At 72.1% G+C, this 13,391-nt stretch carries 13 protein-coding genes and 1 pseudogene; 8 read left to right on the top strand and 6 right to left on the bottom strand.

The genetic code is table 11. The features are described from left to right. The first annotated feature begins 277 nt into the window (after positions 1-277). The 4 genes and pseudogenes from OG514_RS14865 to OG514_RS14880 all read left to right on the top strand — a co-directional run bounded on the left by OG514_RS14865 (position 278) and on the right by OG514_RS14880 (position 3,076). Positions 278-817, top strand: coding sequence for a heme-binding protein (locus OG514_RS14865; protein WP_266894742.1), 540 nt, complete (start codon positions 278-280; stop codon positions 815-817). Between the two features lie 103 nt (positions 818-920). Continuing rightward, a complete protein-coding gene (locus OG514_RS14870; RefSeq protein WP_266894744.1) occupies positions 921-2,357 on the top strand; it encodes a M1 family metallopeptidase in 1,437 nt (478 codons plus the stop codon). A 64-nt stretch (positions 2,358-2,421) separates the two neighbouring features. Then, positions 2,422-2,616, top strand: a pseudogene (locus OG514_RS14875) (response regulator transcription factor); the annotation flags it as partial. A 16-nt stretch (positions 2,617-2,632) separates the two neighbouring features. Continuing rightward, complete coding sequence (locus tag OG514_RS14880; RefSeq protein WP_266894746.1) at positions 2,633-3,076, top strand: NUDIX hydrolase; 444 nt, start codon at positions 2,633-2,635, stop codon at positions 3,074-3,076. Here OG514_RS14880 and OG514_RS14885 read toward each other — a convergent pair. Continuing rightward, positions 3,054-3,578 carry an N-acetyltransferase gene (locus tag OG514_RS14885; RefSeq protein WP_266894748.1) on the bottom strand — a complete coding sequence of 175 codons (525 nt, stop codon included), beginning with the start codon at positions 3,576-3,578 and terminating at the stop codon, positions 3,054-3,056. The genes OG514_RS14880 and OG514_RS14885 overlap by 23 nt on opposite strands. A gap of 64 nt (positions 3,579-3,642) precedes the next feature. After that, positions 3,643-4,218 carry a TerD family protein gene (locus tag OG514_RS14890; protein WP_266894750.1) on the bottom strand — a complete coding sequence of 192 codons (576 nt, stop codon included), beginning with the start codon at positions 4,216-4,218 and terminating at the stop codon, positions 3,643-3,645. Positions 4,219-4,333: 115 nt separating this feature from the next. Between OG514_RS14890 and arfB the strand changes: the two genes are divergently transcribed. Then, positions 4,334-4,774, top strand: a complete 441-nt coding sequence (arfB, locus tag OG514_RS14895) for an alternative ribosome rescue aminoacyl-tRNA hydrolase ArfB (protein WP_266894752.1) — start codon at positions 4,334-4,336, stop codon at positions 4,772-4,774. Positions 4,775-4,790: 16 nt separating this feature from the next. Here the strand turns inward: arfB and OG514_RS14900 are convergent, their stop codons facing one another. Continuing rightward, positions 4,791-5,354 (bottom strand): flavin reductase family protein, encoded by a 564-nt coding sequence (locus tag OG514_RS14900; protein WP_266894754.1) that lies wholly within the window; start codon positions 5,352-5,354, stop codon positions 4,791-4,793. Positions 5,355-5,762: 408 nt separating this feature from the next. On the opposite strand from OG514_RS14900, the gene cdgB reads away from it, so the two are divergent. Both cdgB and OG514_RS14910 read left to right on the top strand, forming a co-directional pair. Further along, on the top strand, positions 5,763-7,526 hold the full coding sequence (gene cdgB, locus OG514_RS14905) for a diguanylate cyclase CdgB (protein WP_266894756.1): 1,764 nt from the start codon (positions 5,763-5,765) through the stop codon (positions 7,524-7,526). A 95-nt stretch (positions 7,527-7,621) separates the two neighbouring features. Next, a complete protein-coding gene (locus tag OG514_RS14910; protein WP_266894758.1) occupies positions 7,622-8,602 on the top strand; it encodes a CBM35 domain-containing protein in 981 nt (326 codons plus the stop codon). A gap of 18 nt (positions 8,603-8,620) precedes the next feature. Here OG514_RS14910 and OG514_RS14915 read toward each other — a convergent pair whose 3' ends face one another. From OG514_RS14915 to OG514_RS14925, 3 genes are all read right to left on the bottom strand, one after another. Beyond that, positions 8,621-9,547 (bottom strand): 1-phosphofructokinase family hexose kinase, encoded by a 927-nt coding sequence (locus OG514_RS14915; RefSeq protein WP_266894760.1) that lies wholly within the window; start codon positions 9,545-9,547, stop codon positions 8,621-8,623. A gap of 136 nt (positions 9,548-9,683) precedes the next feature. Continuing rightward, positions 9,684-10,826 (bottom strand): N-acetylglucosamine-6-phosphate deacetylase, encoded by a 1,143-nt coding sequence (gene nagA / locus OG514_RS14920; protein ID WP_266894762.1) that lies wholly within the window; start codon positions 10,824-10,826, stop codon positions 9,684-9,686. Further along, positions 10,826-11,776: an ROK family protein gene (locus OG514_RS14925; protein WP_266894764.1), complete on the bottom strand. Its 951-nt coding sequence runs from the start codon at positions 11,774-11,776 to the stop codon at positions 10,826-10,828. The genes nagA and OG514_RS14925 overlap by 1 nt, the downstream gene beginning before the upstream one ends. Positions 11,777-12,004: 228 nt before the next feature. Here OG514_RS14925 and OG514_RS14930 point away from each other — a divergent pair, with 228 nt between their 5' ends. Next, the gene (locus OG514_RS14930) at positions 12,005-13,312 is read left to right on the top strand and encodes an ABC transporter substrate-binding protein (RefSeq protein WP_266894766.1); all 1,308 of its coding nucleotides are present in this window, start codon (positions 12,005-12,007) and stop codon (positions 13,310-13,312) included. Positions 13,313-13,391 lie beyond the last annotated feature (79 nt).

Genomic DNA, 13,391 nt, shown 5'->3' on the forward strand with positions numbered 1-13,391 from the left:
TGGTCCGTCTCCGTCGGCCGTGTCACGTTCTCACCTCCTTGACCTGGGGATATCTGTCCATCCTGGCCCGGAGGGACCACGAGGGCATCAGCCGATCGGCTGACCCGGTCGTCCTCCAGTGTGCGTGAGGAGGGCAGCCGGACCGTGGACCGTACGGCCCGGGTTCCGGCCACAGGATGGATTGCAGAGCGAAGGAACGGACCACTCACACGGTTCGCCTCGGCTCGGCTCACTTCGCCTCGCAGTTCCTCCCCTCCTCACCCTCACGGAGTTCCTCATGAAGAAGATCCTCTTCGGTGCCACCGCCGCCGCTGTCGTCGCCGCCGGTACCTTCGGCGCGGTCTCCGCGAACGCCTCCGCCCCGGCCGCCGCTCCCGCCGCCGTGGTCCGCGCCGACGCCGGGGACGACAACCTCCAGCAGTCGACGCACCTGACGATCGAGGCCGCCACCAAGGCCGCGCAGGCGACCCTCGACGCCGCCGAGAAGGAGAACCAGCGCGTCTCCGTCGCCGTCGTCGACCGCAACGGCAACACCATCGTCACCCTCCGCGGCGACGGTGCGGGCCCGCAGTCCTACGAGTCGGCCGAGAAGAAGGCGTACACCGCCGTCTCCTGGAACGCCCCGACCTCCGTCCTCGCCGGCCGCCTCGCCCAGGCCCCGAACCTGAAGGACATCCCCGGCACCCTCTTTCTCGCCGGTGGCGCCCCGGTGACCGCCAAGGGCGCGCCCATCGCGGGCATCGGTGTCGCCGGCGCCCCCTCGGGCGACCTCGACGAGAAGTTCGCCCAGGCCGGCGTCGCCGCCCTCGGCAAGTAACGCCACGGCTGTACCCCACAGCTGTCCCCAGCTGGTGATGGCGCCCGGATCCCCCGCCGGGCGCCATCACCTTTTCCGTATCCGCCCTGCTTAGGATCGATACGTGACACAGCGCAACCGGACTGACCGGCGCCACCGGACCGGAGCCGCCGCGGGCGGTCTCGCCGCCGCCCTCACCGCCCTCGCACTCCTCGCGGGCGGCTGTACCGAGGCGACCGGAGGCGTCCGTGGCACCCCCGGGGCCGCCGGGCTGCGTGACCCGTACTTCCCCAAGCTCGGCAACGGCGGCTACGACGTGAGCCACTACGCCCTCACCCTCGCCTACGACCCCCGGACCGGGCGGCTCGACGGCACCGCCGAGATCACCGCCCGCGCCACCCAGGACCTCAGCGCCTTCAACCTCGACCTCGCCGGACTCACCGTCGACCGGGCGTCCGTCGACGACGCCCCCGCCGCCGTCAACCGGGCCGGGAACGAGCTGACGCTCCGGCCGCTGGAGGAGATCCGCGAGGGCGCGGAGTTCCGGGCCGGTGTCACGTACGGGGGCGTGCCCGAGCCGATCACGGACGCGGACGGCTCCGAGGAGGGCTGGCTGCGCACCGACGACGGAGCCGTCGCGGTCGGCGAACCGGCCGGTTCAATGACCTGGTTCCCGGGCAACCACCACCCCTCCGACAAGGCCGCGTACACGCTCACGCTCACCGTCCCCGCCGGGCTCGAAGGCATCTCCAACGGCGTCAGGACCGCCCGCCGGACGACGGCCGACGGCCGCGTCACCACCGAGTGGCGCACGACCGAGCCGATGGCGAGCTATCTGGCGACGGTCGCGATCGGCCGGTACGAGACGGATGGGACGGGGTCGGCGACCGCCCCCGGTTCCCTGCCCGTCCTGACCGCCGCCGAGCGGTCGGTCGCGGCGGGAAGCGCCGCGCTCCGGGACGAGATCCCCGAGATCATCGACCGGCAGGCCCGACGCTTCGGCCCGTACCCCTTCTCCACCGCCGGTGCGATCGTCACCGAGGACGGGACGCTCGGGTACGCCCTGGAGACCCAGACGCGGCCCGTCTTCCCCGCCGCCGCCTTCGACCGGACGACGCTGGTCCACGAGCTGGCCCACCAGTGGTTCGGGAACTCGGTCACGCCCGCGACCTGGCGGGACCTGTGGCTGAACGAGGGCTTCGCGACATACGCCGAGTGGCTGTACACGGAGGAGTACGAGCACGTTCCCGCGCGGACGCACTTCGAGCGGGCCTTCGCCCAGGACGCGAACTGGGCCTTCCCGCCGGCCGCCCCGCCGACCGCCGAGAACCTCTTCGACCCGCCCGTGTACCAGCGGGGCGCGATGGTCCTGCACAAGCTGCGCGAGACCGTCGGGGACAGGACCTTCGACGAGATCCTGCGTGGCTGGCCCGTGAAGTACCGTCACGCCAACGCCTCCACGGCCGACTTCACCGCCTACGCCGAATCCGTCGCCGGACGCGATCTCGCCGGGCTGTGGGACGTCTGGCTCTTCGGCGACGGCAAGCCGGCGAGTCCCTAGGACACGACCTGGGTCGTGTCCGAAAGAGACACCCCCTAGGGGCCCAGCACGTCTTTGGCGGCCAGATGTGCTCGCGGGGCTCGGCGCCGGGCTCTCCAACGCGGAGATCGGTGCCCGGCTCCATCTGGTCGAGGGCACCGTGAAGGCGCACGTCAGCGCGGTCCTCGCCAAGCTCGGGGCCCGCAACCGGGTGGAGGCCGCCATCACCGCGCACGAGGCGGGACTGGTCCCGGCGATGAACCCGGAAGGGAACCGATGAACCCGGAGGGGAACCGATGAACACCCAGGTGCGGAATCGCGTCTCGGCCTACGGGATCGTCGTCGAGCACGAGCAGCTGCTCCTGACCCGTCTGTCGGAGGCCTCGCCGGTCTTCGAGCCCGGTCTCTGGCACCTCCCGGGCGGCGGGATCGACCCCGGCGAGCAGCCGGTGGAGGCGTTGGCGCGCGAGCTGTACGAGGAGACAGGCCGTGTGCTCGCCGGGGCCCGGCTGGTCGACGCCCGTACGTACACGGCCACTCGGAACGGAGTGACCTGGCACCTGGTGGCGGTCTTCTACGCGGTGGAGCTCCGGCCCGGTGGTCCCCTGGCCGTCACGGAGACGGACGGCAGTACGGAGGCCGTCGCGTGGCGGCCGCTGACCGGGCCGGTGGACGAGCTCTCCCCGGCGGCGGCCGACGGGCTCTCCCTGGTCGGGGTCAGGCCAGGGCCTTGCGCATGACCACGCACGGGCGGCCGTGGGCGAGGTCCGGGCGGCGCGCGGTCTCCTGGTAACCGAGGGAGGTCCAGAAGGCGAGGGCCTTCGGGTTGTTCTCCAGGACGGCGAGACGCAGGCCGGTGCGGCCCTCGGCGCGGAAGCGGTCCTCGACGTACGCGGCGAGGCGGCGGCCGTGGCCCGCGCGCCGCTCGTCCCCGTGGACCATCAGGAGCCCGAGCCACGGTTCCGGTTCCGCCGGGTCGGGGTGGCGGCCGAGGGTGATCGCGACGGCGACGAGCCGGCCCTCGGAGCGGGCCAGGAGGACCTCGGCGGTGGGCTGGGCGAACTCGTCGGCGAGGGCGGCCGCGACCTGTTCGGGGAGGATGTCGGACGGGTCCGGGAAGTCGCCGCTCAGCTGCTGGAACTCCTCGTTCGAGGCGTACAGCGCGGTGAGTTCGGTGAGCAGCGGGCCCGGGAGGGCCGCACCGTCCTCCAGGGCCTTGGGCGCGAGGGCTTCGACGATCACGCGGCAAGGGTAGAGCCCCGGCGGGGAAACCCGGCCGGGGCTCAAGGGTGCTGCGGGGCGTCGGTCAGAGGTTGACGCCGAAGTCGCGGGCGATGCCCTCAAGGCCCGAGGCGTAGCCCTGGCCGACCGCGCGGAACTTCCACTCGGCGCCGTTGCGGTACAGCTCGCCGAAGACCATGGCGGTCTCGACGGCGGCGTCCTCGGAGAGGTCGTAGCGGGCGAGCTCGGCGCCGCCGGCCTGGTTGACGATGCGGATGTACGCGTTGCGCACCTGGCCGAAGTTCTGCGAGCGGTTGACCGCGTCGTAGATGGAGACCGGGAAGACGATCTTGTCGACGTTCGGCGGGAGGGCCGCGAGGTTGACGTTGATCTGCTCGTCGTCGCCGCCGCCCTCGCCGGTGCGGTTGTCACCGGTGTGGACGATGGTCTGGTCCGGCGTCGACTTGTTGTTGAAGAAGACGAAGTGCGCGTCGGAGGCGACCTTGCCCGCCGGGTCCACGCCGATCGCCGAGGCGTCGAGGTCGAAGTCGGTGCCGGTGGTCGTACGGACGTCCCAGCCGAGGCCCACGGTGACAGCGGTGAGGCCCGGGGCCTCCTTGGTCAGAGAGACGTTGCCGCCCTTGGACAGGCTCACAGCCATGGAAAGTCCCTTTCATCGTGATGTCTTCGCCTGGAGAAACGCGTGTCGCCCTCCCACGGTTCCCGGCGCCTTCCCGGCGAAAACAGGATGACTCCGATGGCCCCCTGCGGGGAACATGGGGGGCATGTCCGGTCCGTATCCCATCCGCGGCTCCGTCTCGCTCCCCGAGGCCGAGCTCCAGTGGCGTTTCTCGCGTTCGTCGGGCCCGGGCGGACAGCATGTGAACACCAGCGACTCCCAGGTCGAGCTCCGCTTCGACCTCGCGGCCACCGAGTCCCTGCCCGAGGTGTGGAAGGCCCGCGCCCTTGAGCGTCTCGCCAGTCGTCTGGTGAACGGTGTCGTGACGGTCCGCGCCTCGGAGCACCGCTCCCAGTGGCGCAACCGTGAGACGGCCGCGGTCCGCCTCGCCGCGCTTCTCGCCGAGGCGACCGCTCCGCCGCCGAAGCCCCGCAGACCGACGAAGATCCCCCGCGGCATCAACGAGCGCCGACTGCGGGAGAAGAAGCAGCGCTCGGAGACCAAGCGGACGCGTCAGTCCCGCGGCGACTGGGGCTGAGCCTTTCGTAGCGGGCTCAGGACAGCTGCCGGTACTTCCCCTGGTAGTAGGTCAGCGGCCCGCCCGCGGGTGCGACGGCGCCGACCGTCAGGACCCGGCCCACCACGAGCGTGTGGTCGCCGGCCACGACGCGGCTCTCCGTGCGGCACTCCAGGGTCGCCAGCGCGCCGCCCATGAGCGGGGCGCCGCTCTCCTCACCTCGGGTGTACGGCAGGTCGGCGAAGAGCAGCCGGTCGCTGACCCGGTTCTTCATGGCGAAGCGCCCGGCGATGTGGCGCTGGTTCTCGCCGAGGATCGACACCGCCCAGACGGGTACGTCGGTGAGCAGGTCGTCCATGCGGGAGCCGTTGCGCAGGCTGACCAGGACCAGGGGCGGGTCGAGGGAGACCGACACGAAGGCCGTGGCGGTCATGCCGACGTCCTCGCCGCGCGGGCCGTCGTCGGGGTCGTGCGCGGTCACCAGGACCACGCCGGCCGCGAGGCGGGACATCGCCGCCCGGAACTCGTCGTTGCTCACCCCCTCAGCATGAGGGATGGCCAGATCGGACACGGGGGGCGAGGCGGGGGTCTGCTGCAGCACACCCGCACGCTAGCCCCGGCCCTCCGGGCGCCGCATCGGGCCGGGGGACCAGTCCGTGCCCCTCGCCGGTCCTAGGACCCGGGGGCGGCAGGGCGCCCCCGGGTCTCGTACGGCACCCCCCGGGGCGTCGCGTACGGCGACCTCGCGGGGCCTCGTCCAGCGTCCTCGCGGGGTCTCGTACGGCATCCCCCGGGCCTCGTCAGACAGCTCCCGGACGGCCGGAACCCGTGGGTGGCCGGATTCCTACGCGACCCGCCATGACCTGCTGTGACTTGAGTCACAGAGGCGAGTATTTGCTGACCCTGTGTACCGGGTGCGCAGCTCGCTGTGATTCAGTGGCGGTGACAGTGCAACACGAAGCCGATGAGAACCCTGGAGTTGCTGTCGAGGTCTCGGGGAGAGCGAGCGATGGAGACCGAGTCGGAGCCGTACGTCCGTCTCTCGACCCTGCGGCAGCTGCATCAGGTCGTGGCGGACCTCAACACTGCGCGCAGCCTGGCGGACACCCTGCAGACCGTCGCCGACGGTGTGGTCGCCGGTCTCAACTACGAGCTGGCCTGTGTCAACCTCGTACGCCCCGACGGTGACCTCGTCGTCGCCGCCTTCGCCGGAAGCTCCGCCGCCGAGGCCCTGATCACCGGCCGGGTCGGCTCCCGCGCCTCCTGGGAGCGGCGCCTGTCCATGGCGACCGCCTGGGGCGACCTGCGGTTCATCCCGCACACCGAGGGCTGGGTGCTGATGGAGGACGACGTCCCCCAGTGGCACACGGACGGCCCCGCGCCTCGTTTCGAGGACGAGTGGCACCCGCACGACCGCCTCTACGCCCCCATGTACGCGTCCGGATCCGGCCGTGAGCTGCTCGGCGTCATATCCGTCGACCGCCCGCGCAACGGCCGGCACCCCGGCCCCTGGGGCCAGGAGGCGCTCCAGATGTACGCCTCCCAGTCGGCGATCGCCATCAGCAACGCCCGGCTCCGTTCCAACATGCAGCGCGCCCTCGTCCGGCTGGAGCGGGAGCAGCAGGCGCTGCGCGCCAGCGAGGAGTCCTTCCGGCAGGCCTTCGAGTACGCGCCCTCCGGCATGGCCATCGCCGAGATGGGCGGCGACCAGCACGGCCGCCTCCTGCGCACCAACGACGCCCTGTGCCGTCTCCTGGGCCGTCCGGCCGCCGCCATGCGGCGCTACTCCTTCGCCGACCTCGTCCACCCCGAGGACATCGGGACCCTGCTGCGGACCTCCGCCGAGGGCGGCCGGGCCGAGCTGCGGCTCGGGCGGCGCGACGGCACGTATGTGTGGGTGTCCCTCCGCAACTCCGTCGTCGCCGACGCGGCCGACGGCCCCCGCTTCCTCCTCACCCACGTCGAGGACATCGAGGAGCGCAAGCGGCACGAGCTGCAGCTCGCCCACCGTGCCTCGCACGACGCGCTCACCGGTCTCCCCAACAGTGCCGAGCTGCGCTCCCGGCTCTCCGCCCGGCTGTGCGAGCGCCCGGCGGCGCACGCGGCGGCGGAGCAGGCCGCGGGGTACGGCGGGGGCTACGAGTCGGGGCGGGACGGCGGCTACGAGACGGGCCGTGACGGCGGTTACGACTCCGGCTACAACGCCGGTCACACCGGCCAGTCGGGCCACGCAGGTCATGCAGGTCACTCCGGTTACGAGTCGCCGTACGAGCACGAACACGAGCACGGCTTCGGTTTCGAGCCGGCGGGTGTCGGTCCGTACGACCACCACGTCCACATCGTCGCCCCCACGGGCGGTGACATCGACGACGGCACCAAGGGTCTCGCCGTCCTCTTCTGTGACCTCGACGGCTTCAAGTCGATCAACGACCGCTTCGGGCACCACACCGGTGACGCGGTCCTCATCGAGGTCGCCCGCCGTCTGACCACCGGGGTCCGCGACGGGGACACGGTCGCCCGGCTCGGCGGTGACGAGTTCGTCGTCCTGGCCGACGGCCTCGGCGCGGCCGACGCGGCCGACCTGGCCGTACGCCTGCGGAACGCGATCATTCCGCCGATCCGGGTGGACGGACGGGCGGTCCGGGTGGGTGCGAGTTTCGGCATCGGCTGGGCCGAATGCGGGATGACCGTGGAAGAGGTCCTGAACTCCGCCGACCAGCGGATGTACGTGGAGAAACGCTCCCGCGCCAAGGTGCACCGGCGCGCCGGCTGAGGCTCCTGACACGCCCGGGACCGCTTCGGGGGCTGGTCCGTTCGAGGTAGGCTCGGCCGGTCGGCGACGGCTGGCGAGCATGGAGAGGAACCCGGATGGCTGCCGGTAACGACGGCGCGAACAAGCCCGAGAACGACGACCCGTTCGGCTACCTGTACGAGGACGGTCAGGCCGCGGGCGCCCAGCCCCCGGGTGGGGGCGGCTACGGCTACCCCGGCCCCGCCGCGGCTCAGCCCGGTGTGCCCCGGACCTCGTACAACCAGGTCAGAACGGTCGGCGAGCGCCAGTACGGCGGTCAGGGCGGCCAGCAGCACGCGCAGCCCTACGTACCGCCGCAGCAGCAGGCCCCGTACGGCCAGCCGCAGGCGCAGTACGCCGCCCCCGAGACGTACGGCGGTCCGCCGACCCGGCAGGTCCCGCCGCAGCAGCACCACGGTGGCGGCTCCGGTCGCGGCCCGAACACCCGGGGCATCCTCATCGGCGCCGTCGCGGTCGTCGCGGTCGTCGTGGTCGGCATCGCGGCCGCCGTGATCACCAACTCGGGCAAGGACGACGACAAGGACAAGCAGGCCGGCACCGGCGGCACCGCCACGACCGCGCCCGTGCAGCCCTCGGGCGAGCCCAGCACCGAGCCGAGCGCCGACGAGACCCCGGCCGAACTCCCGAAGCAGGACGCGGCGACGCTGAAGCTGGGCGGCAGTGCGGGACTCGCCACGGACGTCAAGGGCGCGGAGGGCTCGAACGGCACGTACGTCGCGGGCTTCAACCAGGTCGGTTCCTCGGTGACCTGGAAGGCGAACATGCCGACGGAGGGCAAGTACCGCCTGACCGTGCGCTACGCCATCCCCGCCGTGGACGCCAACGCCACCCTGACGGTGAACGGCAAGGCGAACTCCTCGCCCCTCGGCCTGAAGAACTTCGTCCACTCCACGGACCCGAACCTGGAGAAGAACTGGCAGACCACCTGGGCGCCGGTCGATCTCCAGAAGGGCGAGAACGAGATCAAGATCTCGTGCGAGACGGGCAATCAGTGCGACGTGCTGCTCGACTGGCTGGAAGTGACCCCGCCCGAGTAGGACCGGCTGCTCCTGCCGTCACGGCCGGTCCGGCTCCTCGATGACCTTCACGCGGGGCAGCAGCTCCTCGTAGGCCGTCGGGTCGAATTCGCCGGCCACCGGGGAGAGGACCGTCGCCGCCGAGAGGGCGACCGCGCGGGCCAGGCGATCGGGCCACGGTGTGGCGTCGACCAGGCCCGAGAGCAGGCCGGCGACGGCCGAGTCGCCCGCGCCCGTGGGGTTGCCCTTCACGGCCGCGGGCGGGGCCGCGCGCCAGAGGCCTTCCGGGGTCGCGGCGAGCAGGCCCTCGGGGCCGAGCGAGGAGACGACCGTGCGGGCGCCCCGGCCGCGTGCCTCGCGGGTCGCGCGCAGCGGGTCGCGGGAGCCGGTGAGCTGGGCGAGTTCGTCGGCGTTGGGCTTGACGAGGTCCGGGCGGGCGGCGATGCCGCGTCGCAGTGGTTCGCCGCTGGTGTCGAGGAGGACGGGCACTCCGGCGGTGCGGGCGAGCCGGACGAGTTCCGCGTACGCGCCGACGTGGATGCCCGGCGGGAGGCTGCCGCAGAGGGCGACCGCCGCGGCGCCGTCCAGGAGCGCGGTGAAGCGGGTGCGGAAGACGGTCCACTCGGCGGCGGTGACGGTGGGGCCCGGTTCGTTGAGCTGGGTGGTGTCGCCGGTGGCGTTGTCGACGATCGCGACGGTACGGCGGGTGGGACCCGCGGTGTCGACGAGCTCGTCGCGGACCGGGGTCGTGGCGAGCTGCTCGCGGAGCACGGCACCCGTGGCGCCGCCCGCGAAGCCGGTCGCGACGGTCTCGTGGCCGAGTGCGGCGAGGACCCGGGCGACGTTGAGCCCCTTGCCGCCGGGGCGTTCGATGACCTGGGTGACCCGGTGCGAGGCGTGCGGGACGAGGGCGGGGACCCGGTAGGTCAGGTCCACCGCCGTGTTGAGGGTGACCGTGAGAATCACCTGTCCACCCTCCGTACTCCGTGTGAAGTCCTGTGGAACGCGCGCTCCGACGGGCACTGATCATGCCAAACGAAAGGCGGCAGGCCCAGACCCCCGGCCCACCGCGCTTCCGTGTGACTCCGGATCAGGAGCGTGCTCAGGCCGTCGGGTCGACGATCCACTCGCCCTTGCGCATGACGCCCTTGAGGTTGAACTCGGCGTCGAGGACGGCGATGTCGGCGTCCTTGCCGGGTTCGAGGGAGCCGACGCGGTCGTACACCCCGAGCAGGCGGGCGGGGTTGGCGGAGATGGCCTGGACGACCGACTCGACGGGGAGGCCGTCGATGGTGGCGGCGCGCTTGAACGCCCGGTCCAGGGTGAGGGTGGAGCCGGCGATGGAGCCGCCCTCGACGAGGCGGGCGACGCTGTCCTTCACCTCGACCTCCAGGGGGCCGAGCATGTAGCGGCCGTCGCCGAAGCCGGCGGCGTCCATGGCGTCGGTGATGAGGGCGACGCGGTCGGCGCCCGCGTGGTGGAAGGCGAGCTCCAGGGCGGCGGGGTGGAGGTGGGTGCCGTCGTTGATGAGCTCGACGGTGATCCGCTCGTCCTCCAGGAGGGCGGCGATCGGGCCGGGCGCGCGGTGGCCGAGGGCGGGCATCGCGTTGTAGAGGTGGGTGGCGACCGTGGCGCCCGCGTCGATGGCCTCGACGGTCTGCTCGTAGCTGGCGTCGGTGTGGCCGATGGCGGCGATGATGCCGTGCTCGGCGAGCAGGCGTACGGAGTCGAGGCCGCCGGGCAGCTCGGTGGCGAGGGTGACCATCTTGGCCTGGCCGCGGGCGGCGTCGATCAGTTTGCGGACGTCGGCCGGGTCGGGGTCGCGGAGCAGCGTCTCGTCGTGCGCGCCCTTGCGGCAGGGGGAGATGAACGGGCCCTCGAAGTGGAGGCCGGCGATCTCGCCCTGTTCGGCGAGCTCGGAGAGCAGTCCGGCCCGCTGGGTGAGGAAGTCCATCTCGCCGGTGACGAAGGAGGCGACGACGGTGGTGGTGCCGTGCAGCCGGTGGGTGTGGACGCCCTTGAGGACCTCGTCGACGGTGCCGGAGGTGAAGGACGCGCCGCCGCCGCCGTGGTTGTGCATGTCGACGAAGCCGGGGACGAGCCAGTGGCCGGTCAGGTCGACGGTGGGGGCGCCCTCGGGCGCACTGCCGGTGATGCGGCCGCCTTCGACGATCACGCGTCCGTTCTCGACGATTCCGGTGGGCAGCACGACGTGTGCGCCGGCGAGAACCTTGTGATCGGCCATCAGGCGGAAACCTCCGAGTCGGTGGGGCGCTGTTCGGCGAGCAGGTCCCAGGCGAGGAGGCCCGCGCCCAGGCATCCGGCGGTGTCCCCGAGGGCCGCCGGGACGATGGCGGGCAGCTTCTGGAACGTGACTCGCTCCTCCACCGCGGCCCGAAGTGGTGTGAACAAGGTTTCCCCTGCCTCGGCCAGCCCGCCACCGATGATGAGCGTGCGGGGGTCCAGCAGGGTGAGCGCGGTGACCAGGCCGTCGGCGAGGGCGTCGACGGCGTCCTGCCAGACCTGGACGGCCGTGGGATCGCCGGATTCGACGGCCTTGGCGCAGTCGGCGGCGTCGGCGTCCGGGTCGCCGCTCGCCTCGGCCCAGGCCTGGGAGACGGCGGAGGCGGAGGCGTACCGCTCCAGGCAGCCGCGCTGGCCGCAGCCGCAGGCGGTGCCGCCGGGGCGGACGACGATGTGGCCGATCTCGCCGGCGTAGCCGTGGGCGCCGGCCTCGATGCGGTCGCCGATGCCGATGGCTCCGGCGATGCCGGTGCCGAGGGGCACGAAGAGGAAGCGGTCGGCGCCGTTGCCCGCGCCGATACGGCCTTCGGCGAGGCCGCCGGTGCGGACGTCGTGGCCGAGGGCGACGGGGACGCCGTCGAGTCTTTCGCTGAGGAGTTCGCGCATGGGAACGTCGCGCCAGCCGAGGTTGGCTGCGTAGACGGCGATGCCGTTCTCCGCGTCGACGATGCCGGGGACGGCGACGCCGGCGGCCGCGGCGGGCTCGCCGTACCGCTCCTGGCCGAGGGCCCGGAGATCTTCGGCGAAGCCGAGGATGGTCTCCACGACGGCCTCGGGGCCGCGCTCGCGCCCGGTGGCGCGGCGCGCCTCGTGGAGCAGGGTGCCGTCCGCCCCGACGAGGGCGGCCTTCATACCGGTGCCGCCCACATCCAGGGCGATGACGTGTCTCACGAGTGACAGTTTGGCGCGCGGAGACCCAAAAGGTCTAGTCCACTGCCGAGGATTGTTGCGTACGGATACAAATTCGGGAGTCGCCATGGGTCCACCATGGGTCCACCCCGGGTCCGGCATGGGCTTTTCATCCCCCTGGCGTTGCGGAAGTGATACCCGAGTGGTGTAGACCTCATACCCGCGCGCGGGAGAGACTTACGGCCCTGCGCAGAGCAAACGTGCGGCTCGATGCAGCTCAACGACGAGCAAAAGGTGGATGAAGCCGTGGAGCGGCGACGATTCCTTGGACTGACCGCGGCCGTCGCCGCACTCGGACTGACCGCCACGGTCGCCGGCTGTGGCTCCCTCGGAGGCGACTCCGGTGACGTGACCCTCAGACTGGTCGCCGCCGACTACGACCTCAACGGTGGCGACAGCACCAAGAAGTACTGGACCGACCTCGTCGCCGCGTTCGAGGCCAAGCACCCCGGCGTCAAGGTCGAGGTGCAGGTCGTGTCCTGGGACGACGTCGACCGCAAGGTCGCCGAGATGGTCGAGGCCGACGAGGCCCCCGACATCGCGCAGATCGGCGCCTACGCCGACTACGCGGCCGCCGGCGACCTCTACGCCGCCGACGAGATGCTCTCCATACCCGTCCAGTCCAACTTCCTCCCGCCGCTCGTCGCGGCCGGTGAGCACAAGCGGACCCAGTACGGCCTGCCCTTCGTCGCCTCCACCCGGCCGCTGTTCTACAACAAGGCCCTCTTCGAGGACGCCGGCGTCAAGGCCCCCACCACCTGGGACGAGCTCGCCGCGGCCGCCGGGAAGCTGAAGGACAACGGTGTCCGCACCCCCTTCGCGCTGCCCCTCGGACCCGAGGAGGCCCAGGCCGAGGCCCTGATGTGGCTGCTCAGCGGCGGCGGTGGCTGGACCGACGGCACCGACCACTACTCGGTCGACTCCGACGCCAACGTCAAGACCTTCGAATGGCTCAAGACCAACCTCGTCGGCAAGGGCCTCACCGGACCCGTCGCCCCCGGCAAGCTCAACCGCAAGGCCGCGTTCGCCTCCTTCGCGAACGGCGAGGTCGGCATGCTCAACGGCCACCCCTCGCTCCTGAAGGAAGCCGCCAAGAAGGGCGTCGAGGTCGGCCAGGTCCCGCTCCCCGGCGCCGACGGCCAGGCCAAGGCCGCGATGGGCGTCGCCGACTGGATCATGGGCTTCAAGCAGAACGGTCACCGCAAGGAGATCGGCGACTTCCTCAACTTCATCTTCTCCGACGAGAACGTCCTGAAGTTCGCCGGCGACAACGACCTCCTGCCGGTCACCGTCACCGCCTCCACCCGCATGGAGACCGAGCCCGAGCACGCCAACCTGCGCGTCTTCCTCAAGACCCTCCCGGACAGCCAGCTCCCGCCGGTCGGCAAGACGTCCTGGGCCAAGGTCAGCGAGAACGTCAAGCAGAACATCGGCAAGGCCGTCACCCCGGCCGGCCGGCCCGCCGAGGTCCTCGGCGCGATCGGCCGTGCGGCGACGGCCGCGGAGAACGCCGAGTAGGTCGGGCGACGGCACCCCGGAGCACGGGGCGGGCCGGGCGGGCGACGGCGCCCGGTGTGCTGGGCGGGCCGGGCGGGCG

Source organism: Streptomyces sp. NBC_00572 (assembly GCF_026341815.1).
GTDB lineage: Bacteria > Actinomycetota > Actinomycetes > Streptomycetales > Streptomycetaceae > Streptomyces.